This window comes from Vibrio sinaloensis DSM 21326, from assembly GCF_000189275.1.
GTDB classification, from domain to species: domain Bacteria; phylum Pseudomonadota; class Gammaproteobacteria; order Enterobacterales; family Vibrionaceae; genus Vibrio; species Vibrio sinaloensis.
This window is the reverse complement of record NZ_AEVT01000112.1, coordinates 1-26,173: the sequence shown is the minus strand read 5'-3', so window position 1 is coordinate 26,173 and position 26,173 is coordinate 1. Positions and strand designations below refer to the sequence as shown.

At 44.8% G+C, this 26,173-nt stretch carries 20 protein-coding genes; 6 read left to right on the top strand and 14 right to left on the bottom strand.

The window, feature by feature from the left end; all coding sequences use genetic code 11:
- Positions 1-85 precede the first annotated feature (85 nt).
- The 4 genes from RH45_RS20545 (at position 86) to RH45_RS20530 (ending at position 7,287) form a co-directional block, all read left to right on the top strand.
- Positions 86-1,282: an acetate kinase gene (locus tag RH45_RS20545; RefSeq protein ID WP_008081057.1), complete on the top strand. Its 1,197-nt coding sequence runs from the start codon at positions 86-88 to the stop codon at positions 1,280-1,282.
- 118 nt (positions 1,283-1,400) lie between these two features.
- The gene (gene pta, locus RH45_RS20540) at positions 1,401-3,566 is read left to right on the top strand and encodes a phosphate acetyltransferase (protein ID WP_008081054.1); all 2,166 of its coding nucleotides are present in this window, start codon (positions 1,401-1,403) and stop codon (positions 3,564-3,566) included.
- Positions 3,567-3,839: 273 nt separating this feature from the next.
- Complete coding sequence (locus RH45_RS20535) at positions 3,840-6,098, top strand: alpha/beta fold hydrolase (protein ID WP_241211668.1); 2,259 nt, start codon at positions 3,840-3,842, stop codon at positions 6,096-6,098.
- 4 nt (positions 6,099-6,102) lie between these two features.
- Complete coding sequence (locus tag RH45_RS20530; protein WP_008081050.1) at positions 6,103-7,287, top strand: OmpP1/FadL family transporter; 1,185 nt, start codon at positions 6,103-6,105, stop codon at positions 7,285-7,287.
- 71 nt (positions 7,288-7,358) lie between these two features.
- Here the strand turns inward: RH45_RS20530 and RH45_RS20525 are convergent, their stop codons facing one another.
- The 9 genes from RH45_RS20525 to RH45_RS20485 all read right to left on the bottom strand — a co-directional run bounded on the left by RH45_RS20525 (position 7,359) and on the right by RH45_RS20485 (position 17,129).
- Positions 7,359-8,306 carry a glutathione S-transferase family protein gene (locus RH45_RS20525; RefSeq protein ID WP_008081048.1) on the bottom strand — a complete coding sequence of 316 codons (948 nt, stop codon included), beginning with the start codon at positions 8,304-8,306 and terminating at the stop codon, positions 7,359-7,361.
- A gap of 122 nt (positions 8,307-8,428) precedes the next feature.
- A complete protein-coding gene (azu, locus tag RH45_RS20520) occupies positions 8,429-8,878 on the bottom strand; it encodes an azurin (RefSeq protein ID WP_008081046.1) in 450 nt (149 codons plus the stop codon).
- Between the two features lie 98 nt (positions 8,879-8,976).
- Positions 8,977-9,957 (bottom strand): phosphatase PAP2 family protein, encoded by a 981-nt coding sequence (locus RH45_RS20515; protein ID WP_008081044.1) that lies wholly within the window; start codon positions 9,955-9,957, stop codon positions 8,977-8,979.
- A gap of 274 nt (positions 9,958-10,231) precedes the next feature.
- Positions 10,232-11,224: a murein tripeptide/oligopeptide ABC transporter ATP binding protein OppF gene (gene oppF / locus RH45_RS20510; RefSeq protein WP_008081043.1), complete on the bottom strand. Its 993-nt coding sequence runs from the start codon at positions 11,222-11,224 to the stop codon at positions 10,232-10,234.
- Positions 11,221-12,192 carry an ABC transporter ATP-binding protein gene (gene oppD / locus RH45_RS20505; RefSeq protein WP_008081041.1) on the bottom strand — a complete coding sequence of 324 codons (972 nt, stop codon included), beginning with the start codon at positions 12,190-12,192 and terminating at the stop codon, positions 11,221-11,223. Before oppD ends, oppF begins: the two co-directional genes overlap by 4 nt.
- Positions 12,193-12,242: 50 nt before the next feature.
- Entirely contained in the window at positions 12,243-13,145 is a 903-nt protein-coding gene (gene oppC / locus RH45_RS20500) for an oligopeptide ABC transporter permease OppC (protein ID WP_008081039.1), read from the bottom strand.
- Positions 13,146-13,160: 15 nt separating this feature from the next.
- Positions 13,161-14,081, bottom strand: a complete 921-nt coding sequence (gene oppB, locus RH45_RS20495; protein ID WP_008081037.1) for an oligopeptide ABC transporter permease OppB — start codon at positions 14,079-14,081, stop codon at positions 13,161-13,163.
- Positions 14,082-14,216: 135 nt separating this feature from the next.
- On the bottom strand, positions 14,217-15,848 hold the full coding sequence (locus tag RH45_RS20490) for an ABC transporter substrate-binding protein (protein ID WP_008081034.1): 1,632 nt from the start codon (positions 15,846-15,848) through the stop codon (positions 14,217-14,219).
- A gap of 900 nt (positions 15,849-16,748) precedes the next feature.
- Positions 16,749-17,129: a YbaN family protein gene (locus RH45_RS20485; RefSeq protein ID WP_071986203.1), complete on the bottom strand. Its 381-nt coding sequence runs from the start codon at positions 17,127-17,129 to the stop codon at positions 16,749-16,751.
- 300 nt (positions 17,130-17,429) lie between these two features.
- On the opposite strand from RH45_RS20485, the gene RH45_RS23900 reads away from it, so the two are divergent.
- Complete coding sequence (locus RH45_RS23900) at positions 17,430-17,564, top strand: helix-turn-helix domain-containing protein (protein WP_409350865.1); 135 nt, start codon at positions 17,430-17,432, stop codon at positions 17,562-17,564.
- A gap of 33 nt (positions 17,565-17,597) precedes the next feature.
- Complete coding sequence (locus RH45_RS23780; protein ID WP_008081031.1) at positions 17,598-17,792, top strand: hypothetical protein; 195 nt, start codon at positions 17,598-17,600, stop codon at positions 17,790-17,792.
- Between the two features lie 18 nt (positions 17,793-17,810).
- Here the strand turns inward: RH45_RS23780 and RH45_RS20475 are convergent, their stop codons facing one another.
- From RH45_RS20475 to RH45_RS20460, 5 genes are all read right to left on the bottom strand, one after another.
- Positions 17,811-18,104: a hypothetical protein gene (locus RH45_RS20475; RefSeq protein ID WP_008081030.1), complete on the bottom strand. Its 294-nt coding sequence runs from the start codon at positions 18,102-18,104 to the stop codon at positions 17,811-17,813.
- A 2-nt stretch (positions 18,105-18,106) separates the two neighbouring features.
- Positions 18,107-18,235 (bottom strand): hypothetical protein, encoded by a 129-nt coding sequence (locus tag RH45_RS23845; RefSeq protein ID WP_008081028.1) that lies wholly within the window; start codon positions 18,233-18,235, stop codon positions 18,107-18,109.
- 300 nt (positions 18,236-18,535) lie between these two features.
- On the bottom strand, positions 18,536-18,826 hold the full coding sequence (locus RH45_RS20470; RefSeq protein WP_008081026.1) for an Imm26 family immunity protein: 291 nt from the start codon (positions 18,824-18,826) through the stop codon (positions 18,536-18,538).
- 2 nt (positions 18,827-18,828) lie between these two features.
- Complete coding sequence (locus tag RH45_RS20465; RefSeq protein WP_008081024.1) at positions 18,829-25,656, bottom strand: RHS repeat-associated core domain-containing protein; 6,828 nt, start codon at positions 25,654-25,656, stop codon at positions 18,829-18,831.
- Positions 25,657-25,712: 56 nt separating this feature from the next.
- On the bottom strand, positions 25,713-26,027 hold the full coding sequence (locus RH45_RS20460; RefSeq protein ID WP_008081022.1) for a hypothetical protein: 315 nt from the start codon (positions 26,025-26,027) through the stop codon (positions 25,713-25,715).
- Between the last annotated feature and the right edge of the window lie 146 nt (positions 26,028-26,173).

Genomic DNA, 26,173 nt, shown 5'->3' with positions numbered 1-26,173 from the left:
GACCAAGATTAGTACGCAGCTTTTAACGCATCGTCTATTCTTGTGATTAATTTTTATCCTAACTGATTATTACAGGTAGTCACTCATGTCAAAGCTAGTTTTAGTTTTAAACTGCGGTAGTTCTTCTCTTAAATTTGCTGTTGTTGATGCAGAAAATGGTGATGAGCATCTAACAGGTCTTGCAGAATGTCTGCACCTTCCAGAAGCTCGTATCAAGTGGAAACTTGATGGTAAGCACGAAGCTCAACTAGGTAACGGTGCAGCTCACGAAGAAGCGCTAGCGTTTATGGTAGAAACTATTCTTGCTTCTAAGCCAGAGCTTTCTGAGAACCTTGCAGCAATCGGCCACCGTGTTGTACACGGCGGTGAGAAATTCACTCAGTCTGCACTAATTACTGACGACGTGCTTAAAGGCATCGAAGACTGTGCAACACTTGCACCTCTTCACAACCCTGCTCACATCATCGGCATCAAAGCAGCACAAAAATCTTTCCCAGCACTGAAAAACGTTGCTGTGTTTGACACTGCTTTCCACCAAACAATGCCTGAAGAATCTTACCTATACGCTCTTCCATACAACCTGTACAAAGAGCACGGTATCCGTCGTTACGGCATGCACGGCACTTCTCACCTATTCATCACTCGCGAAATTGCTAACATCCTTGGAAAACCAGTTGACGAAGTAAACATCATTAACTGTCACCTAGGTAACGGTGCTTCAGTTTGTGCTGTTAAAAACGGTAAGTCAGTAGACACTTCTATGGGTCTAACTCCATTAGAAGGTCTAGTAATGGGTACGCGTTGTGGTGACATCGATCCTGCGATCATCTTCCACCTACACGACACTCTTGGCTACTCTGTTGAGAAAATCAACAACATGCTGACTAAAGAGTCTGGCCTAGCTGGTCTTACTGAAGTGACTTCTGACTGTCGTTTCGTTGAAGACAACTACGGTGAGAAAGAAGAAGCAACTCGCGCGATGGACGTATTCTGCCACCGCCTAGCGAAATACGTTGCTGGTTACACTGCATCTCTAGAAGGTCGTCTAGACGCGATCGTATTCACTGGTGGTATCGGTGAAAACTCTGGTCCAATCCGTGAAATGGTTCTTAACCGCCTAGGTATCTTTGGTATCGAAGTTGACGGTGAAGCTAACCTGAAAGCACGTTTCGGTGGCGAAGGTACTATCACGACTGAAAACAGCCGTATCCCAGCAATGGTTATCTCTACTAACGAAGAGCTAGTTATCGCTGAAGACACTGCAGAACTAGCAGGTCTTTAATTGACTTAACCGGCTGACAATCGTCAGCCGGTTTTCTTCTAAGGGGCTTAACTCCTATTCCAAACAATAAGGAATACGCAGTTAAGCTTTTATCCCAATAGCTATAGGTACTCTACGAATGTCTCGTACTATTATGCTTATCCCTGCAAGTGCTGGTGTTGGTCTTACTAGCGTAAGCATGGGTGTTCTGCGCGCAATGGAGCGCAAAGGCGTTAAAGTTTCTTTCTACAAGCCAATTTGTCAGCCACGCTCTGGTGGCGATCAACCTGATCTAACTTCTACCATCGTTGGTGCTAACAGCGATGTGAAGATCGGCGAACCTATGATGATGTCTGTTGCTGAAAACCTAATCGGTAACGACAACATGGATGAGCTGCTTGAAACAGTGGTTGAACGTTACAACCAAATCAACAAAGACGCAGACGTTACGCTAATCGAAGGTCTAGTCCCTACTCGTAAGCACCCATTCGCTAACCAAGTGAACGCAGAAATTGCAGCAACACTTGGCGCTGAAATCGTTTTGGTTGCAACTCCGGGTACCGATAACCCTGCGCAACTAAAAGAGCGCATCGAAGTGGCATGTTCAAACTTCGGTGGTACTAAGAATAAGAACATCTCTGGTGTTATCATCAACAAGCTTAATGCCCCTGTTGACGAAGCTGGCCGTACTCGTCCAGACCTATCTGAAATCTTTGACGATGCAGACAGCGCGAAGCAAAACGAGATGAAAGTAATGGAGATCTTCAACACGTCTCCTATCCGTGTACTTGGTTGTGTGCCTTGGAGCATCGACCTAATCGCGACTCGTGCGATTGATATGGCTAAACACCTGAGTGCAGACATCATCAACGCAGGCGACATCGAATCTCGTCGCATTAAGAGCATCACCTTCTGTGCACGTTCTCTGCCAAACATGATCGAGCACTTTAAACCAGGCTCTCTACTTGTAACTTCAGCAGATCGTCCGGACGTAATCGTTGCAGCGGCTCTAGCAGCAATGAACGGTGTTGAAATCGGTGCAATCCTTCTTACTGGTGGTTACGACATTCCAGAAGAGATTGTAGGCCTATGTAAGCCTGCATTCGACTCGGGTCTACCGATCTTCAAAGCGCAAGGTAACACTTGGCAGACGTCTCTAAACCTACAGAGCTTCTCTATCGAAGTACCTGCAGACGATAAAGAGCGTATCGAATTCATTAACGAGCACGTTGCTGGCAACATCGATGGCAACTGGATCGAGTCTATGACTGAGGGTACTCAGAAGTCTCGTCGTCTAAGCCCACCAGCATTCCGTTACCAGCTAACTGAATTCGCTCGTAAAGCAGGTAAGCGTATCGTTCTTCCTGAAGGTGATGAGCCACGTACCGTTAAAGCTGCGGCTATCTGTGCAGAGCGCGGCATCGCGGAGTGTGTACTTCTAGGTAACCCAGAAGAAATCAAGCGCGTTGCAGCGCAGCAAGGCGTTGAGCTAGGTGCTGGCGTGACTATCATCAACTCTGATGAAGTGCGTGAAAACTACGTTGCTCGCCTAGTTGAACTACGTGGCGCGAAAGGTATGACTGAAGTTGTTGCTCGTGAGAAGCTACAAGATTCAGTATTCCTAGGCACAATGATGCTTGAAAATGACGAGGTTGACGGCCTAGTTTCTGGTGCGGTTCATACCACAGCGAACACCATCGTTCCTCCGTTCCAAATCATTAAGACGGCTCCAGATGCGTCTATCGTATCTTCTGTATTCTTCATGCTACTACCTGACCAAGTATTGGTTTACGGTGACTGTGCAATCAACCCAGATCCAACAGCAGAGCAGCTGGCTGAAATCGCGATCCAATCTGCAGACTCTGCAGCGGCTTTCGGTATCGACCCACGCGTTGCTATGATCTCTTACTCTACGGGTGAATCTGGTAAGGGTGCAGACGTAGATAAAGTGCGTGAAGCAACGAAGCTAGCTCAAGAGAAACGCCCTGATCTTGTTATCGACGGTCCTCTACAGTACGACGCCGCTATCATGGAAAACGTTGCCGCTTCTAAAGCGCCAAACTCTCCAGTAGCAGGTAAAGCGACTGTATTCGTATTCCCAGACCTAAACACGGGTAACACGACTTACAAAGCGGTACAACGTTCAGCAGACCTAGTTTCTATCGGTCCAATGCTGCAAGGTATGCGTAAGCCTGTAAACGATCTGTCTCGCGGCGCACTAGTCGACGACATCGTATACACAGTGGCGCTAACTGCAATCCAAGCAGACCAAGCTGAGCAAGCAAAAGAAAAAGTCGTTAACTAATCTCTTTGCTTTGTTCCAAGCCCTCGCCATTGCGGGGGCTTTTTTGTGCTTTATTATTTTTTATCCTTGGCCATTTAGCCCAAGTTTACCCTCTTTTCTCTGCTACCACTTAATCTCATTAAGCGCCTGTATTCTTGGCCAATTTCTAAGTTCATTTTGCGTAAGTCAGGCTAGATTTAGCTTTCTTGATTGTGATTCATCGTCAATTAGTTGTTCGTAATCCACTTTTTGGTTGTGATACGCCGCTAACCCTAAATGACAAATGGCCTGATTATGACAAGCAAAACAATGATCGCCTGCCTGTCTTCCGCCCTTACAGGTGTAGTATTACTGTCTGGCTGTGGATCCGATGACAGCTCAACCACGCAAGTCCCCGTTCAAGTTCCTTTCAATACCATTCAACCACCAATGCCAAACGACGGTTATGGCTATGACAAAGACGGGACGATCTCTCTCCCACACGAACCCGCTGTGACAACCAAAGGTTCGCAGCTCAGCGAAGAAAGTGTTAGTTACTACCAAGACTTCGAAACCAGTTTCGCTGGTGTTGACGGTTGGGGGCTATGTGTTGAACCAATAGAGATACCTCTGCAAAGCGTTAACTCACCGCTGATCTACCCGTTGGATAACGCGAGTTTAAACGACAATGTGCTGCTGCTTGATAGCCAAACCATGCAAGAAGTCGAGACCAAGCTCTCCAACGATGGCCGTCATATTCGTATAGAGTGTGATGCCGCATTAGAAAGTGCACACAGCTATTATCTGGTCGTAACCAAAGGCGTACAAACCCAATTTGGTGAACCTCTGCAAACCGATAGCCGCTTTACTCAGTTACTCGACACGCCGCTGAGTGAACTTGATCAGCGAGAACGAGTGCTGAAACAGCAAACCCAACTCGCGGTTGATGCGTATATCAACAGTGTCAAAGGCGCGAGCGAGCAAGACATTGTTTACGCAGCCACATTCACCACCCAAGATAGCTACGCACTGCTCGACAAAATTACCGAGCAAAACAGCGATGCACAACTGACTTTTAACCCTCAACCCGTAGCGATCAACGAGCCTATCCAAGCTGACAGCAAATCTGGAATTGGCGATTTATTTGTGAAATATGCCAAATATACGGGTCGACTAAAATCAAACTACTACCTTCCGTTTGGCCGTGAAGATTCACCGAACTGTCTGCTCGACAAGTACGATCCTATTGCGAGTTGCCCTGAGATGTATCGCTGGATAACCAATGTCGATGGCAGCCACGTGACGGCGACAAACCTCGATCCTCAGTTTCGAAAACAGTCTATTCCTGTAGACCTGTATCTCCCTTACAGCGACAGCGATCAGCAAGCGATTTACGATGATTTTAAAGCGGGTAATATTCCTACCATCATCTTTGTGCATGGCATCACTGCCGATAAGAGTGCCGCGTCATTAATGATGAAAGACTTCGTCGACAGCAAAGGTTTAAAAGATGGCTACGCCGTAGTGGCTATCGATATGCCTTATCATGGTGAGCGCATTATTCCGGATAAGATGTGGAACCCTGTTAGTGCCGCCGCGGATAAATCCTACTTTATCAATATCAACTCACCATTAACGCTTAAAGCTAATCTCGCGCAGAGTGTCGGAGATTTTATCGCACTGCGCTGGGCGCTGAATAATTTCACTAACAGCTACCCAGAAGTGCACCTTGTCGGCCATTCGCTTGGTGGGATTGTTTCGGTCATGATCAGTGAAATGACCCAACCTCGCATCAATGCGCCAACAACGAACCCGCTTAAGCTCACTACCGCGAACTTCGTTGTGCCAGGACAAGGGCTAGTTAACTTGACGTTAAGCTCACTAACCCTTGGCGAAGAGATGGCCGACTCAGTCAAAGCCTCAGCAGATGTCCAGCGCGCCATCGCGGAAACCGTCATTCCGGAACACTGCCAGCCGCAAGATAGCAACCAAACCTGTATGGAAGCGCTAGACGCGTTTAGGCAGCAATCTGAAGACAATGAATCTGCGGTTGCGATGTTAGAAGACGACATCTTTCAGGCCGTCGTTCCACTACTCAAACATGGTGTCCAAACCACCATTGATGGTTCCGACCCTGCGAGCAAAGTTAGCCGTCAAGTACAACACCATCAACCGACTCTCCTTATCGAAGCAAAAGGAAACTGTGGCGAGAGCTGCGAGATTGGTGAATACATGCCCGATGCCGTGGTACCAAATGATGCAACTGACAACATCATGACTGGCACAGAGCCTCTGATTAAAGCGTTGGCCCTAACAGACATTACCAATGATGTCGATTCACCTATCGATAGCCTACGCGGAGTCATTCGCGCGACCGTCGGCGGCCATGGCACCTACTTGTTCCCATATGAAGGACCAATGGATGAGTCTGGCTTACCGGCACAGGAGATAACCGGAGAGGGCTTTAGCTCGCTTAACACTCAACAGCAATCCGTATTCCACATGATTGATAGTGACGGTCATAAGATCAAATTCGGCAATGAAGATATCGGCAACATTGAAGGGTTGGAGTAATACGATGAAAAAGACACCTATAGCGATTGCACTCTTTCTTGTAACCACTCATGCACATAGTGCCGGTTTCCAATTGAACTCCCAATCGGCAACAGGGCTGGGCCGTGCGTTTGCAGGTGATGCTGTGATCGCGGATAACGCCAGCGTGGTGGCCAAAAATGCCGCAGCAATGAGCTTGATCGATGAGGAGCAAATGTCGCTCGGTTTTGTTGTAATCGATAGCGAAGTCACACTGGATAACACACTGTATACCCCTGCGTTTGGCTCAACCCAAACCGTTGAGGATACGCAGCTAGATAACACCACTTTGGTCCCAAACCTGCACTACGTAAAACCAATCGCGAATACGCCATGGACTATCGGCGCAACTTTGCACTCTAACTTCGGAACTCACGTTGATTTTGACAGTGACTTTCCCGCGGATGAGTTTGGCGGCAAGACGTCTTTAAGCAGCCTGAATCTAGGATTCAGTGCGGCCTACCAACTCAATGAGCAATGGTCTATCGGCTTAGGTTTAGATGCCATTTATGGGGAGGGAGAAATCAACCGCAAGGACTTATTGGACATAAAAGCAGATGGCCTCGCGCTCGGTTTTAATCTTGGCGCAACTTACCAAGTTAACGAAGACCACCGCTTTGGACTCTCCTACCGCTACAGCCCAGATCTCACTGCGGATGGCGATGTTGATCAGTTGACGGCGCGCGCAGATTCTTTAACCATCCCGTTACCAGATATGTTGGAGTTTTCTGGTTATCACAGAGTTCAATCCAATTTGGCACTGCACTACAGCCTGCAATACGTCAGTTGGTCAGAGTTCGATACCCTAAGCTCGACTGAGCTTTCTGATCCCATCAAAGAGTACCACTGGAAAAATGCGGGTCACGTCTCTGTCGGCGCAACTTGGTATCAATCGGCAAGCACTCAGTATCGCGTCGGTTATATGTATGACGCCTCTCCCGTGGATGAGCTCACGTCGCTATCAATACCCGATACAAACCGCCACTGGTTTACATTTGGCTTGACGCACGCGTTGTCGAAACAGTGGACAATAGATGGAGCGGTCGGCTTGTTGGTTGGTGAAGAGGCAAAAGTCGATGAGTCGCTGACGGTGATAGACACCAGTAACATCCAATCCGATGTCACGACAAACGCTTGGATGGCAGGCATACAAGTCAACTATAAGTTTTAGTCCTCGCTCTCTTAGCCAGGAGCTTGCCCTGTGCTTGGCTGCCTTGCACAGGGCTTTTTTAATCTTAGCGTTTACTGAATCTGCTCACGTCCATGTGCAGATTCGAGATCCAACTCAGGCCCTTTGGGAACCACTTGAGTCGGGTTAATCCCGGTATGACTGAAGTAATAATGGCGTTTGATGTGGTAAAAATCGGTGGTTTCTTTAACGCCCGGTACTTGATAGAGCTCTTTCATGTAGCCGTTAAGGCTTGGATAATCAGCAATACGCTGCTTATTACATTTAAAGTGACCCACGTATACCGCGTCAAAGCGAATCAGGGTGGTAAACAAGCGCCAATCTGCTTCAGTGATCCTATCACCCGCCAAATAACGATTCTTTGCTAGATGAGCATCCAAGCGATCTAACGAATCAAACAGCTGATCATAGGCTTCTTCATAGGCATCTTGCGTTGTCGCAAAGCCGCATCGATATACGCCATTATTGACATGTGGGTAGATAAATGCATTCCATTCGTCGATTAAGTCTCGCTCGGCTTGAGGGTAGTAATCGTCATCATTTCCAGTAAGTTGATTGAACTCAGAGTTGAACATACGAATAATTTCAGAAGACTCATTGCTCACAATCGTGTTGTGCTTCTTGTCCCAAAGTACCGGTACGGTTACACGTCCGGTGTAATCCGGTTTGGCTTGAGTATAGATTTGGTGCAAGCGGGTGTGGCCGAACAATGGCTCAGGTAGCCCCATCTGCCACCCTTCCCCCATCATGTCGGGGCAGACAACCGTGACATCAATATGCTCTTCGAGCCCTTTCAGCTTGCGAAAAATAAGAGTGCGATGGGCCCAAGGGCAAGCCAAGGAAACATAAAGATGGTAGCGCCCAGATTCTGGTTGAAACTGTGCATCGGGCGCATTTGTAATCCATTGTCTAAATCCAGCATCTTCACGGACAAACTTTCCGCCACTGGATTTAGTGTCGTACCAAACGTCATGCCATACGCCTTCAACTAACTTACCCATAATTCGCTCCTTATTTATTCTGTTGTTAACAGTATAAAAAAAGCCAACTCTCTAGAAACTAGAAGGAGTTGGCTTAGTTGTTCGAATTTTTTGATTAAGCGGACTTCACCATCCACTGTTGGTTATTGGATAACAAACTTACCGCGCATGATCGCCCAATGGCCTGGGAATGAGCAGAAGAAACTGTAGTCGCCGCCAGCTTTCATTTTATCTAAGCTGAACGTCACTGACGTGGAATCACCACCACCCACAACTTGGGTGAAGGCATAGACACGCCCATCGTTAGGCTTAACATAGCTGTTATCAATCCCAGCGGTCATACCTTCTGTACCCACCGCTTGAACATTGGCAGTATCAGTAATAACGACATTGTGCCCCATGGATGTCGCAGGAAGCTTACCTGTGTGATTTAACGTCAAGGTCACTTCTTTACAACTGCTTGGTACGGTTATAGTGTCTGTGGAAAACTTCATAGCATCATTCGCGTCAATCGACACATTACAATCGTTAGCCAGCGCTTGGCTAGACAGGCTTAAAGCAAAGAGTACAGCAGTTATTGATCGTATTAACATAGCAAGGTCCTTGTTGAGGTAAACATAATCAGTGATCACTCGGTATCCCGAGTTTTCTCCATTATCCATACGTAAAAAAATCAAACAGAGACCATTCTCTAGTTATGAGAACAATTATCATTACCTCTATTGAGAAACTTACCCACGCTGTGCCAAATCAACCAAGTCAACGGCAAACTCACCAAGCCATCGACGGCATAATGCCAACCTAATGCAAAAGAGCCAACAAAGATCACAACCGTATAGAGCCAAAGCACAACGCCCAAGGTGCGATTCACCGTCCAGCCGCCAAGCGCCATCATCACCGCCATAGAAACATGCATACTTGGCATTGCGGAAATGCCACTTCCCAGCATCTCCTTACCCGTGTCGTAGGCTTGCCATAATTGGTCTTGGGTATTGAGAGCCCAAATGCCTAGCCAATCATTGGCAACCAACCACTCATGGTGTGACTGTAGCAGGTTCATTAACTCTAAGTATCGAGTATCGGCAGGATTCAAGCGATGCAAAAACGCAGGCCCAGCAGACGAAAACAGTGTCGCTAATACCACTCCAAGCAAGGCCCAACACAAAATCCAACTGAGTAAAAACTGCATTCGTGCTTTGGTACTTCTCGCGATCAGGAAATAGCTCAATGTCGCCCAAACCAAAAGAAGCCAGACGTTATAGGCGAAGTTGATCACCATAGTAATAAGCGGAGAGTCAAATACGCGATGGAACACTCTCCAAGGTTCAACCCCAGCAAAGAGCAAGACATCTAAATCATGAAACAGAGAATCAAATTGAAATGGGTGAATCAGTGGGATCAGGCTTTTCGTGGTAGAAAAACTCGACAAAAAGACACTTATCGCGGTTAACAGCACGACGGATGATATCAGATTTGCTCTTTGTGACCATATTGCAACCATCTTGCGCCAGTAACAAAGTAGCGGTCGTTTCTCCAAACGTAGCAGTAGTAGCACAAAGTACGCGGCCATAAAGACAACCATAGAGATCAAAACCACCCAACGCATCATATCCCAGTAAGAGAAAAACTCGACATCATTGGAGTAACCATTCGCGGATGCAAACAGCGACATTACTATCACCAATATTGAGATCGTCGCGTAGATTGGAAAATCCGCTCTCAGAAACGTCAATACACTTCGAAGCTCTTGGGCAGCTCTGCTTTGGTTGGACAGAAATACCTGACTAAAAATGGATAACATGGATTTGGCTCAGTATTTTGAATCGCCTAACTATACCACAGTAAAGGTTGCGTGCTCTTTCAACGCGGGATGGTCACTGCACGAAGACAAAAAAAGCGCGACTCCCGAAGGATGCCGCGCTTAAGCCCGTCACAGGCTGAATTATTTACACGCTAACGTGCAAGCAAGATACCGCGTGAATATCGCTACCTTGGATTGAAGGCTTAGTTTGTGCACACGCCTCTGTTGCTTGAGGACAACGAGTACGGAACACACAACCCGAAGGTGGGTTGATCGGCGAAGGCAGATCACCTTCTAGCATTTCAATGTGCTTTTTACGCTCTAGGTTTGGATCTGGGATAGGAACCGCAGACATCAACGCACGTGTATATGGGTGTTTAGGATCGGCAAACAAGGCATCAGATTCACCAAGCTCCACTGCATTACCTAAGTACATAACCAACACGCGGTCAGAGATGTGCTTAACCACTGATAAGTCGTGAGCAATAAATACTAATGATAAGCCCAGTTCTTTTTGCAGCTCTTTCAACAGGTTAACAACCTGAGCTTGAATCGATACGTCTAGCGCCGATACGGGTTCATCACAGATGATCATCTTAGGTTTTAGGATAAGCGCGCGCGCAATACCAATACGCTGACACTGACCACCAGAGAACTCGTGTGGGTAACGGTTGATAACGTTTGGTAGTAGACCTACTTTCGCCATCATCTCTTTTACACGATCTTTCACTTCCTGCTTAGAAAGTTCTGGATAGAAGGTTTCTAGTGGCTCGGCGATGATGTCACCAACGGTCATACGTGGGTTAAGAGAAGCCAGAGGATCTTGGAAAATCATCTGAATTTCTTTACGCGTTTCTCGGCGCTGAACCTCTTTCATCTTCGTAAGGTCTTGTCCGAGCCACATTACGTCGCCGTCTGTCGCTTCAACAAGGCCGATGATGGCACGAGCAAACGTGGATTTACCACAGCCTGACTCACCGACCACACCCAGTGTTTCACCTTCATATAGACGCACGTTAACGCCGTCTACCGCTTTCAGGTTTGAAGGCTTAGTCCATGGCCACGCAGACTTAGCTGCAATGCTGAAGTGAACTTTCAGCTCTTTAACATCTAGAATTAGGTTCTTATCGATACTCATTTTTTCCAAGCCTCCCACTCTGAAAAACATGCACGCTGACGACCGTCGCCAAATGGCAACAGGATTGGTGCTTCTTGCTTACAACGGTCCATTACTCGGTGGCAGCGCTCTTGATAAGGGCAGCCCTGTGGCAAGCGGAGTAAGTTAGGCGGGTTACCTGGAATGGTAGGCAGAATTTCACCTTCGGTATCTAGGCGAGGGATCGCTTTGAGTAGGCCTTCTGCATATGGGTGGCTTGGGTTGTAGAAAATCTCGTCTACTGTGCCGTACTCCATCGTACGACCTGCATACATAACCAGTACTTTGTCACATGAACCCGCTACAACACCCAAGTCGTGAGTAATCATGATGATTGCAGTATTAAACTCGCTCTTTAGCTCGTTCAACAGTTCCATGATCTGCGCTTGTACCGTTACGTCAAGCGCCGTCGTTGGCTCATCCGCAATCAGTAGTTTTGGACGACACAGTAGCGCCATTGCGATCATCACACGCTGACGCATACCGCCTGAGAACTCGTGCGGGTACATGGTAATACGCTTGCGAGCTTCAGGGATTTTTACCGCCTCAAGCATACGTACTGATTCTTCGAATGCTTCCGCTTTGCCCATGCCTTTGTGAAGCATCAGCACTTCCATTAACTGGTCACTCACCTTCATGTATGGGTTAAGTGATGTCATTGGGTCTTGGAAGATCATCGCGATCTGCTCAGCACGTACTTTGTTTAATGCACTTTCTGGAAGGTTAAGAATTTCATTACCTTCGAATTTTGCACTACCAGAGATAATACCGTTCTTAGCCAGTAGACCCATGATAGCAAATACAGTTTGTGACTTACCTGAACCAGATTCACCTACGATACCTAAAGTTTCGCCCTGATTCAGAGAAAAGTTTAAATCGTTTACTGCGGTGACGATACCATCTTGCGTGGTAAATTCGACTCGCAGATCTTTGACATCTAATAAGCTCATCATTGCTTCCTTAATCTTTATTATAGATTTTGTAATTTATTGCTTTTTAATTATCTGTCTTTTGGATCCAGCGCATCGCGCAGGCCATCACCAACATAGTTGAAGCAGAACAGAGTCACAACCATGAACGCGGCTGGGAATGCCAGCTGCCAGATTGCTACTTCCATTGTTTGCGAACCTTCTTGAAGAAGTGCGCCCCAACTTGTCATTGGTTCCTGAACACCAAGACCAAGGAATGATAAGAATGATTCAGTCAGAATCATGCTTGGGATGAGTAGAGTTGAGTAAACCGCTACAATACCCAATACGTTCGGTACGATGTGACGAGTGATGATCTTCCACTTGCTCACACCACAAACATGTGCCGCTTCGATGAACTCTTTGCTACGTAGGCTAAGTGTTTGACCACGTACGATACGCGCCATATCCAGCCAAGCGATAGCACCGATTGCCACGAAGATAAGTACGATGTTACGACCGAAGAAAGTCACTAGTACGATAACTAGGAACATGAATGGAACCGCGTAAAGGATCTCTAGGATACGCATCATAATGCGGTCAGTTCTACCGCCAATGAAACCTGAAGCCGCACCGTAAAGTGTACCAATCAGTACCGCTACAAATGCGCCCATTACACCTACCATGAGGGAGATTCGGCCACCAATCAAGGTACGTACATACAAGTCACGACCTAGACTGTCAGTACCGAACCAGTGCTCGGCATTAGGACCAACGTGCATCGCATACCAATCGGTATCATCGAACGTGTATGGTGCGATCATTGGCAGGAAGATAACGGCTAGCGTCATCAGCACAAGAAGGAACAAGCTCACCATCGCCGCTTTGTTACGCATAAAACGGATACGAGCGTCCTGCCATAAACTACGACCTTCAATTTCCAGGTTCTCTGCAAATTTCTCGACCGCTTCTAAATTCTCTTTTTTCGTTAACATAACCAAACTTCCCTGTTAGTAGCGAATTTTCGGGTCAATCATTGCTAGTAGGATATCAACAATCGCGTTGAACAAGATAAATAGGAGACCAATCAAAATGGTTACACCCATTACTAGCGAGTAGTCACGGTTAAAGGCAGCGTTAACAAACAACTTACCAATGCCCGGAAGACCGAAGATAGTTTCAATAACAACTGAACCTGTAATGATACCTACGAACGCAGGGCCCATGTAAGAAACAACAGGTAGAAGTGCTGGTTTAAGTGCGTGCTTAACGATGATGTAACGGTAGCTCAAACCTTTCGCACGAGCTGTACGAATGAAGTTACTGTTTAAGGTTTCGATCATCGAACCACGGGTAATACGCGCAAACGTTGCGACGTACAGTAGTGACATACCGATAACCGGTAGCACAAGGTATTTTGCGCTGCCATCATGCCACCCACCCGCTGGGAATAAATTCCAGTGCAGCGAGAATAGGTAAATAAGAGCAGGTGCAAGGACGAATGATGGCATTACCACACCAATCATCGCCGTCGACATTATGGTGTAGTCGACCCAGGTATTGTGCTTCAAGGCAGCAATTGTCCCGACCGTGACCCCCATAATGACCGTGAATATAAAGGCAATAAAACCAACTTTCGCTGAAACTGGCAGTGCAACAGAGATCAATTCATTTACCGAGTAATCTAGGTATTTGAATGAAGGACCAAAGTCACCCTGAACAACATTAAACAGGTAAGTGGTGTATTGTTCGAAAACAGGCTTATCTAGGCCATATTTAGCTTCGATGTTAGCCATAACTTCTGGTGGTAACGGCTTTTCGCTAGAAAATGGGTTACCAGGCGCGAAGCGCATGAGAAAGAAAGATACGGTGATCAATACCAACATAGTTGGGATCGCCTCAAATATCCTTTTTGCGATGAATTTAAGCATAAACTCACTCTTTCAGTCTGTGACATTAAAATTAAACAAAGTATCAACCCAAACACTATTTTAGGCTGAATAAAGGCGCTACATGCGATTTCTCACATGTAGAGCCTAATTTTTATAGTTCTATCTGCTCAGGAATTATTGAGCTTTGATGTAAAGATCTTTTGAGTAGACCTTTTCTTCCGCGTTCGCTGATGGGAAACCACCAACGTGTGGGTTAAGTAGACGAGAACGTACGTATTGGTAGATAGGCGCGATTGGCATATCTTTCGCCATTAGCTTCTCTGCTTCTAGGTAAAGAGCTGTACGCTCTTCTTCTGAAGTTGAGTTAAGCGCTTTGTCGATCAGAGCATCGTACTCTTTGTTGCCCCAGTGCTGACCACCAGTTGTGTTCTTACTTACCATTAGAGTTAGGAAAGAAGACGCTTCGTTGTAGTCACCACACCAACCGGCACGTGATACTTCGAAATCACCTTGATCTTTCGTAGATAGGTAAGTTTTCCACTCTTGGTTTTCTAGCGTTACGTCTAGACCAAGTGTCTTCTTCCACATTGAACCAAGTGCTACCGCGATCTTCTTGTGGTTTTCGTTAGTGTTGTATAGAAGAGTAAACTTAAGTGGGTTGTCTTTGCCGTAGCCTGCTTCAGCTAGTAGACGAGCCGCTTCCGCGTTACGATCTTTTTGAGACATTTGACCGTATGCTGGTAGCTCTGGGTTGAAGTTCGCTGTGATTTCCGGAGTTAGGAAGTAAGCTGGCTTTTGACCTTGAGCAAGAATTGCATCCGTTACAATGTTACGGTCGATAGCGTAAGAGATCGCTTTACGAACACGTACGTCATCAAATGGCTTTTTCTTCGTGTTGAATGAGTAGTAGTAAGTACATAGGCTACCTTCAACAGATACAGACTCTGGGTGTTCTTTCTTCAGGCGCTTGAAGTGCTCTGTAGGTAGAGTAGAAGTAAAGTCAATTTCACCTGAAAGGAAACGGTTCATTTCTGCAACCGCGTTTTCGATCGGTAGGAATGTAACCTTGTTTAGAACTGTATCGGCGTTATCCCAGTACTGTTCATTGCGCTTAAGTTCTAGGCGCTCGTTCACAACCCATTTGTTTACAACAAACGCGCCGTTACCAACGAAGTTTTCAGGTTTAGTCCACTGATCACCGAACTTCTCTACTGTCGCTTTATGAACTGGCTTCATTGTTGTATGACCAGTCATCATTACGAAGTATGGTACTGCTGTTTCTAGCTCAACCACTAGCGTGTGGTCGTCTACAGCTTTAACACCTAGTTCAGCTTTATCTTTCTTGCCTGCAACGATGTCTTTAGCATTCTTCATCTTGGTGTATTCCATGTACCAAGAGTAAGGAGAAGCTGTCGCTGGGTCTACTGCGCGTTGGAAAGAGTAAACGAAATCGCCTGCTGTTACAGGGTCGCCGTTAGACCATTTAGCGTCTTTGCGAAGTTTGAAAGTGAAAGTTTTGTTGTCTGCTGTTTCCCAAGACTCAGCGACACCTGGGATAGTGTTGCCTTCTGCATCTTGGTTCACCAAGCCTTCAAGGATGTCACGAATAACGTGTGATTCTGGAACACCTTGAGATTTGTGAGGGTCGATTGTTGCAACTTCAGTACCGTTACCACGTACCAGTTCTTGCTTATCTGCTAGTTTTACGCCAGCTGGAACATCAGCTGCAAGAGTTGCGGTAGAGGTTGCTGCCACTGCTAGACCAGCACCTAAAAGAAGGGCTTGAGTGATTCTGTTCTTATACATGCTTAAAACTCCAAGTTTTTCATTTGCATCCATGACTTCTTTGCAAGTTCACTAGAACGGACAGTGATTTAGATTTATTTAGCGCAAAAAATAAGCACAAAAATCTAAAACCTCACAAAGATTGCGGCACACATTATCAATCATTGAAGTAATTTGCCATAAAAATGTAGCAAAAAATCGTATAATTCTCCGATTACTTCAACAAATTGGTAAAAAACACCACTAAATCAACTAAAATTAGAATAATCGGGTAAGATATTTCTTACGATTAGAGTGAAGTGCCAATTTATCTATAAAGACACTAGCTTGTAGCATCTTATGCTAAATATTGTGCGAAAAAATTAACATCAAGTATGCAGAGCAGATAACATTTAACTACATTCCTCTCATCTGATCAGACGTTCTGTGAGGTTAATCACTCTAGTGATTCGGTGACTTTTTCAACACCAATAAAGAGGAGACGAAATAATAGACAATCTTTATGGTTGGAAACCGCTCGCACGAACTCCCCCCCTTTCTACACTGAGAGAGCCAGCGCTAATACAACAAGAAAAGTAGACGGCAGAGAAGAATTTACATTTATAGAGAAACAATGGCGCTATGATTTCTAACTGCGGAGAACGCGGTGAGGCTTAATGACGATTTGCTTACAGCACTTATGGGTGAAATCGCGCCAATCCAATCGGTTCAAGGTCAACCACACGCTAAACCTCAAACCACCCAACGTTTAATGTATTTTGCCATAGACTAAGGTCAAACGTAGCATTATCCACTATCGCCCACTCTCTTCACTCAACAATCCAAGACGACAGGAACATAAAGCACCTAGGCAAGCTAGAACGTGCATACACCTTATAACCTGTGTAACACCAAACCATCAGTACCTTTAGCAATTTTCAATCACATCGTTGCTTCTTGCTCGGTAAACGTCTTAGCACGTGATATATACCAAGTCTGAATCAGTAGAATCCCTACCAACATTATTCGTAAGTGCACGTTGTCTATCACAAAACAGACTGTCAGCCCTATTGATGTCCAAGTGAAAAGTAGAATACGCACCTTCTCGCGCAAAGTCAGGCCGAGCCCACGCCGAATTCTGGCGACGACTGGACCAAACAATTTATTGGTTTCCAGCCAACGGTAAAAGCGTGGCGACGACGCACCAAAGCAGTACATCGCCAACAAAATAAAGGGAACCGTCGGTAATAAAGGTAAGAAGATACCAAAGAAACCCAAGATGACCGCCAACCAGCCTAGGCTTATTAACAAAATCCTTTTCATCAGACTCTTGCTCAGTAAAGTAACAAGTACCGAGTTAATCAGTACTCCATGCATGGCGAAGTGCTGGCAATGCCTTGGCCACGTTCGCCTTTACTAAACATACCGGATGAGATGGGGAAATCCGTAAGGTCAAGACGACCACTACACAAGAATGAGTGAAACTAAGCAATAAAGTTACCTTTTCCTTCCTTACTCAAGGTAAGTCAAATCTCACGGAAAGTGGCTTCCAGTCTGGTACTTGACAAAGAACTTCAAAGCTAGGGGGTAGTTGAAGTGTCGGCATAACAGTGGAACAGCCAGATAACACCCGAAGATAAGCAGCTTTATAAGGAACTCGGCCAGCGGATCGCTCAGACACGCAAAGCACTAGGATTGACTCAGACTCAGGTTGCGGAGCAGTTGGGGATTTCACAACAGACACTAGCTCACTATTAAGTTGGGCGGTTAAGGATAGCGGTATCAACACTGGTGCCGTTGGCAGAGATCTTACACAGCTCAGTCGATGAGCTACTGCATGGTCAAGAAGCGGCTAAGGGAAGTAATAAACGCGGGCCTGCGTCGAAATTGCAACAGCAGATAGAACAGGTCAGGCAGCTACCAAGAGCAAAGCAGCAGTTTGTAATGGAGATGCTGGATACAGTGATCCAGCAAGCCGCACATTAAAAAGCCCGCAGCGCGGGCTTAATCAATAATAACTTTCTTCATTTTAGCAGTTGAATAATATTCGACTTTTGAATGAGGTAATTCTGATTTGAGCAAATTGCAAATTTCAACGCCTTCAGCGTCCAACCTGGCAACTATAGAATCATCTTCATATTGCTCATAATGCTCATCTTCGTAACGGCTTAGCCAATCCGAAATTTTGTTTTTCAGCTCAGTTGAAAGCCCCAATATTTCTGGCTTCAAATACCCTCCTTCAACAGAGTCTCGAATACCTGTACCAGAAAACATTCCATCTACAGTTAAGTACTTCATAATCAATTTTTCGGCCTAAAGAATCGGTGATCAATGACACCATCTTTCGTAACGCCAATTTCAAAAACACCTTCTTTGTCCTGTTGAGTGCGAACTCCCGTTTTAGGATCAGTAACAACCTTGCCAGTCATAGTTCCTTCTTTTTGATAAATGTTATACCCATTCTTCTTGGGGATCGGCTCCGTACTCAAGATTTCTTTATCAAAAGAATAAGGGAAGTTGTGAGACTTCGGATCTTCGACACCTCTAGCTCGAACTCGATGCGCGTACTTTAAGTCGTCTACGCCCTTTGTAACACTAGGAAATTACAATTCGATTTTTTATCTCTTTGATCAACTCTTCAGGCTTATATACAACCTGCTTTTCTAGTCCTTCGACATCTTGTTTTTTAGTCTGGCTGCATATCTCCCTTATAGTAAACGCGATACTTATTAGGATTGATTACATCTTGAATATACTTTGGTGTTGGCCAACTTTCTATCAGCACCGCGAAAAGGAATGTTACCGATAATCTTCCACTCCCCATTTGCAATATTCGTATCAAATACTCCAGGATCAAATAACACTTCTTTAGTTTCTAACTGAAATACGTCTACTAACCCTTGAGAGACGAAAGAATAAATGGCTATTGATGCGTCCTGTAACAATCTACCAAAGACAAACAGATCATCACTTACGGGTATCATAACTATATCACCAACTTCATATTTAACTTTTGCCATTTCTATTCTCCAAATGTTTTCTTAGCGGCTTCCATGTACAAATCTTTCTTTTTATTTCTTGGACCAACACCATTTATTTGATCTGTAGCCAAACCTTGCTTTCGTAACGATTCAAGTACTTGCTGTTCTCTACCACGAATTGCTGGATAAGAATCTGTGACCTGATCTAATTGCAAGTCCCCCAAATTCCTATGATGGCCAGCTTTACGTTTATCTAAAATTTGTTGTGGCGTCATATCGCAAGTACCACTACACCTACCTGTATATATTTTTCCTGGATTATCTAGATCTTCAGCTGTATAGGTTACGTATTTTTTACCTGTTTTGTTTGTAACATCAACCTCTACAACCTTGCTCGGATGGACCTTTATCCCTTTTCCTCTACCTGCGACCCCGCCAGCAGCATAGAGAATCTTCGCTGTCCGCCGAGCTGCCACCACATCTTCGGCGTTAGCGTTTAAATTAACCGAAGCGTCTTCAATGACGCCCTCTGGTGCTCCATGATATATTAACCCCCCTATGATATAAGCTTTTTTGCCTTTTTCAATCAGGCTTTCTTCTTCGTTTGCTTCATCTTTTAGGCTCTGCTCCGTATCGGGCGTTTCTCTTTTCTCAGAGCTGCTTCCATTCTTAGGTTCATCGCGATCTCTTTCATCACGACCGTTATAACCAAAGTTGGAAGTTTCTTCGTCAACTTGGACTTCTCCGGAAGCACTGGTACCGCTTTCTTCTTCCCAGCGATATCCCGTTGGGTCAGTGTACTTCAGAGGGTTATTCCAAACGTATGAATAACGGTTAAAACTATTGGATATGTACGGAGACTGAATTATTGGATCAGCACTCGTGAATCGACCTAATTCTTGATCATACACTCGCCCGTTCATATGAATCAGGCCGATTTCAGTTATCTCTTCGTGGCCGGTATAACCTCGATTAGTAAGAGCGTCCAAATCAATATCGACAGGGCCGTCGTACTTCCACGTGACTTTGCGCTGCTTACCCCAGGTATCATAGCTGCGGCGCTCTACCACATAGCCGTAACCGTCGGTGATCATATCCACCGAGTTCAACGCATCGTAGTGCAGATACCTAATTTGGCGATTTTGCAGTTTTTGGTCGCGATCGACTACCTGCGAATTTAAAGCAATTAATTTACCGTCAGCATAAATAAAGTGCTTATGCTCAACATTTCCGGTTTTGCTATTAACAATACGTTCATACGATTTGCCTAAATAGAAAGTCTGCTCTCCGTCACTATTTTTCTTTAGATAACGGTTATGGTTTGCATCGTAGAAAAATTCAACTGACTTCCCACCTCTTGTAATTTTGGCTGGCTTGTTGAATGCCGTCCAGTTGATTTCACGCTCATTGGTTGACGAACCGTCTGCCCACGCGCGCACCATATTACCGTTAGCATCGTATGCGTAGTTTAATCCGTTTGCCTTGGTTACGGCATGTGGCCCAGCATTTACTTCGTCATATTCAAAGCGACCGATCCCTGTTTTAGACTGAATGTTCCCAAGCTTATCGTAGCTGTATAGGTAAGGGCCACTCAGGTCAGGGTTATTCAATCCATGCGCATCTTTTCTTGTCAGTGCAATACGGTTACTCGTAACTCGATCTAGTCCGTCGTATCCCCAAGTATCGGTAATACCCAACTGTTCATCATAGCGATATGTAACATTGTTGTGTTTGTCATATCGGTAGTGCAGCAAACGAATGTTGTGACCAGCATTGGTATGACCCGGTATCGCTGGGTTAAATAACGAGCTGCCTTTATGAGTGGTAATGTAACTCACTCTACCCGTGTTTTTGTTGTGAACATAAGTATTGACCAAACCATTACCTAGAGTTTCAGATAAAGTGTGGTCGTAAGCATCAGTCTCTCTGCGCTGCCAGTAATAAATGTAAGCAGGATTGGATAATGAATCTTCTAACTCTGATTGGGTTAAAATCTGATTCAATTGCTCTGCTTGGCTGGTTTGTTGGCTATTTTCACAACCGCCTTTAGTATCACGACGCAGCAGCTTACCTGCTAACTGGTTGGCGTAATTACAATAAGTGGCTTGCAATGAATCCACCATCTCTGCGGCGCTAATTAACTTTTCCGCAAGATCGGTATAAAAGCGGTACTTGGTATCAGCAATCTCGGCGGCTTCAGCGAGCTCGGTAGCCGTAAACACTAACTCTGTACGAGTTTTATTATCGACTTTCGCAACGTAAACGTCGTCTTCACTCACTAGATCCAACCCGCCATCTTTACGGTAGTCTGTGACTACAAAGTCATGTTGTTTGGTCAGGGGCTGCGCATCGAGCTCTTGTTTAGAGACTCTGACAAGAGACGCATTGTGTAAGCGTACTCCGGGTACAGAATCACTAATATGTGTCGTCTCTAAACGAAATACTTCATTATCTCGGACAACATTAACCGGTACGATCACGTCACCGTGAATCAATACCCATGATGTGGGACGTAAGTAACATACACCGCTATCAGAGCACCACTGTTGATATCTCTGCGTACCGCCTGCCAACGCTAATGAAGATGCATCTAATTGATGCACATTAACCATACTGCGATTGTATGCTTGTGCCTTATCGCTGAACAACTTACGCTGGTTCGCATATCGTTCAGCCTTAGCTAGAAACGCTTGTGCTTGGCGAATTGCAGTATCGCGAAGCGTTCTTATTTCATTCCGGAATGAGCTGCTGGTAAACACCTCATCAGCAAACGTCTTCGGACTTCGCACGGCCGACATGTAGCCGTAGGGGTTGTATATGGTGTCAAGGACTAAGCCATCGAATTCTGGCGAGGTATGACTCACATTTTGCAAAGGATTATTGGGTCTGATCTCACGTGCTAAGCGTTCAAAGTCATCATACACGTATTGGGAGGACAGCGTTTGCCCTTGCGATTTGACCACTCGCTCCAGTGTTAAACCGGATTCATTGTAATAGTACAATGTTTCATTACCATTACCGGTAAACGCAGATAACGTTCCTAACGCACCGTTTTGGTCATAGCGCCATTCAGAACGTTGCCCATCAATAATTTGCACTTTTTTACGCCCTAGAGCGTCATATTCGATGGTTGTCTCTGCGCCTTTTGCATCTCGCTTGTAGGTTAGCTCACCCAAAGCGTTGTAGGTATATGACCAATGGCCTAAATCTGGGTCATCCAAAGAGCTTCTAAAGCCCAAGCTGTCGTAACCGATTATGGTCTTATTACCTTCAGCATCTATTGTCTCTTTAAGCTTGCCATCTGGATAATAGGTATAAGCCTGAAAAGCACCATCAGGCTCATCTTTTCTGGTTATATGCCCATATACGTTAACCGTTGTACTGTGTTTGAATTTTCTTGCGTCTGTATAGGTTGTTTTGTTGCCTTGGTAACGAGTAAAGGTAAGCGCGTTTGAACCATCACTGGTCGGTTCATATTTTCGAACTTCTCGATTTAGCGCATCATACACAAATAGTACGCGTGTCACCTTGTTATCATCTTCGATAAAGTATGGTCTTGTGACTGATTTTTTACGACCATTTCGGTCCCAAACCGTATCGACAGACACAAGTTTACCGCTAAATCCTACATGGAGTTTTCTAACTTCTCGCCCAGAGTAGTCAGCAAATGTAGAAACCGTTTCACCTGTGCTCGATTTCTTAATCACGCAGGTTGCACTTTGGGTTGTGGCGTAAACTCCGCAATCTGAACCTAATTTGTATTCAAAAGTATTCTCGTTGTTTACACCTGGCAGGGTTTCCTCAATAAGGCGACCAAAATCATCATAGCGGTAATTACTCGTTCTTCCTTTTAATGCACTGACTTTCTTTTTAATCAAACCACGAGCATTGTATGTAACCTTTTCTCTATGGCTCAACGCATTGATAATACCCGTTGGAAACAGACCTTGGCCGTCAAACTCAGTTTTGGTGACTCTGGATTTTAGCTCCGACCCGGAAACCGAACGGTACACTGTGTTGCCCCAATTATCATAGTCGAACCTTTCAACTAAGAATTTACTGGCGTCTAATTCTTTGCTTCCAGAGTCGTAGTTGGAGCCTTTGGTTGTTGCTGTCGAAACCAGACCGTTCGCTTTATAAGAGTAGTTAGTTTGAACCGTCCTCACTAAGCCAGTATTTTTGTCAGTGATCGACGTTTTTTCGTAGGCTATCTGTCCTACTTTCCGGAAGGCGTTGTAATTCTTAAAACTGTCTGTAATTTTGTATCGAATATAGCGTTCAGAAACAAACGCCCCATCTGATACCGCGGGCCCAGTCGTTGTAATTGACTCATTCACTAAGCCGCCAAATTTGTTTAAAGTTTGCGTTAGCGTTTCTCTCTTAAGTTGACTTCGGCGCGCTAAATCGAAAGTGCGTTTAGTCGTTTCTTGAGCATATACCTGATAATATTTCGCGCTCACACCCTGATATTGATTAACCAAGTATTCGTAATCGACCGCAGATACTTTGACAAAGTTCTTAAAGACTGTTCTTCGGCTTGGTAAACCCGCACGATAAATATCTTCCTGAAGATATTCAGTGCTAGTGGCGGTAGTTACCTCGGCTTTTTCCGTTTCTGTGATCTTAGAAAAACCCAGAAAGCCCCCACCCTTAGTGTGATACTTAGCGCCTGTATAGTGGTAATCGTATTCTGTCGCACGGTACCCTTTCGGAGTTTTTACGACACCCGAGACAACATACTTAGTGGGGGTAATATTTTTTACATCTGATTTGTTGTATTTAACTTGGGTATGTACGTTTCTGTCAGCAAGATGTTTGTACTCAATGTCGTAGTCAATTGAGAACTCGCGGATTCCAACTAGGCGGTCAACGACTTTTGGTTTTGACAGAGTAATCTTGCCAATCAGTATTTCAGGTACGTTTTCTTTTTTACTTTTAGAGGACAGTGATACGAGGTCATAAATTCCATCACTGTTTAGATCTAAGTAATCATAGTATCTAAGAGCTGCATTGCTATTAACTGAGATTTTCTCTTTGGTTAGGCGACCAAAGTGATTCTTAAACACGTATAATTGTCGTGTGTTGTTCACCTTGTTCTTAACAAGCAGATCCAGATAACCGTCTCGATCAATATCTTGGAACTGAATGCTCTGAACAACATCTTTAGCAACACCAGTTATATCTCCTCCCTTCCGGAATCTTTTACCATCAAAGTAGTAATAATGAATGGAGTCTTTGTATTCGCTTTTGAATTGAACTTTAGTTCGCTTAGTAAATGCAACATCAAGTAATCCATCGTTGTTCAAGTCAATATATTGAATCGAATGCGAACCGCTTTGCAAAAACGAAAGATGCATCTGTTTGTAAGATAAAGACGAAAGAGCAAGCTTATAAGTCTTTTTGTTTCCTGAAGTTTTTAGAATGATCCAGTCATCTCGACCGTCATTATCAAAGTCAACGGCATAGATGATTTTCTCACTATCACTGATAGCTCGCTTTTTAAGACCAATATTGCCATCACCACTAAAGTCTCCAGAAATGTGAATTGATGGGTCATAATTGACAAATTGACCGTTACTGTTTTTGTAAGATCCGATACTTTTACCATCATCTCCTATTGTCCAGCGAGTATGCTCTCCTCGCCGACAATCACCAGTGTCGTAATACTTCAAGCCTGAAAATTTCAATGAAGGTGAATCTTCACCTCCCATTAGGGTGCTATTGAATCCCGCAAACCCACTAAATTTTCCAGAAGGCAGTCGATGAGTCCAACCTCCTTTCTCTCTGCCATTACAACGAGACTTGATGTCAACATCGTATAAACCATAAGTTTCAAGCAAGCCATCACGATCTACGTCGTACACCTTACCAAGGGCTTCATTGAGTTTTACCGTACTCGAATACTGACCAGCCTCTGGTTGACCCCATTCGTAATTGGAAACCGAGCCTTCACTCCAGACAAAATCAATGGGAGTCGAGCAATGACCATTAGCACAATATTCGACTCGAGTTAGTTGGCTTTTTCCTGAACTGGCTGAAGTAGCATATGTAAGGCTGTAAACGCCTAAAGCTTGGTTCGCACTATCGAGAGTAGAAATACTCTTTAACCGTTTAAGTCGTTGTGTTTGCTCACCATGGAAGTAGTTACGTGTTTGATCCGGGCGATCTTCATATGAGAAGTTAATAGCACCACCAACATAGGTAATCTTTGAAAGGTAATGAGCACCATGGGCGTTTTCTTCTACGTATGTATAATCAATAAAATTAGATTGAGTTGAATCTGAAATACGATTTATTGACCATTTGTAAACTTTATTTTGATTTGGAAGCTCTACCTTTGAGTGATCGTTCGCACCGTACTCAATAAAGGAGCCATCTTTATTCCAAACAATAAACTTGCTCGGGCCACCATTGACTTCATTGTAGGATACAACCTTACTGTAGCCATTCCTTTCTACACGGTATTCGGTCATCGAACCGCCGTCTTTACCCGCTATCGATACCAATCGCTGACCATCTAAACAGTAACGATCATCCGAATTGAAGTTAACTCCCCCCCAAGAACCGTCTGTCGTCAGACTCTTGCCACAGCGTGTGATAGAGGATGTGCCCGCGAGCCCCCAGCCAACACCTAACGGACCATTTGAAACCGTTCCTCGATACTCTAGTTTAAGCGAAGGCTGATGCCCTGCTCGACCCGGGTTTACGGAGATAGGTAAAACATAATTTGCTTTTCCCCCTGAAACTGAAAAATCACCTGATAGTTCAATTTCGCCATTAGTGGGCGCTGCTACTGATAAGTTGGCAATAAACAAACCGGCGATAGTGGATAAGCCGGACAATAAGCGAAGAACAGTATTATTGGTCATAATGGTATCTGCGATGGAGTTTTAATAGCCTGATTAATCTAACGATGTAAATTTATTTATTCGCTTCTTTGTAAGCGATTTATTCTTTCTTTTAGGAGAGCGAGCTCTTCGGGTACTTGAGTGTTACTGGAGGAAGAGTGTGATGAGAGATTGATTAACTTTTCATCAATCAAAGGGAATTCAACTTTCTCTTCCTCTACATAAGTATTACTTAGCACTTGCTGCAATTGAATGACCGGACTTGGGTAATCAGCATTTTCACTCAATGCTGGTAAGTTATCTTGCTTAAGGTTAACTGAAAACGTGACTTTATCTGGCTGAAACTTTATTGGCGGCTTTGGCGTGGCAAAGTCATATAAAGCGATATACATGATGAAAAGTGCAATTAAGATAAATGCTAGTTTAAGTGATAGTCTCCGCTTATTCCTAGTTAACGTATAGTTTTTAAGCACACCACTAGCTCCGTATTCATACATTACATTTATAAAACTGATGCATAATCATAATCCAATTAGAA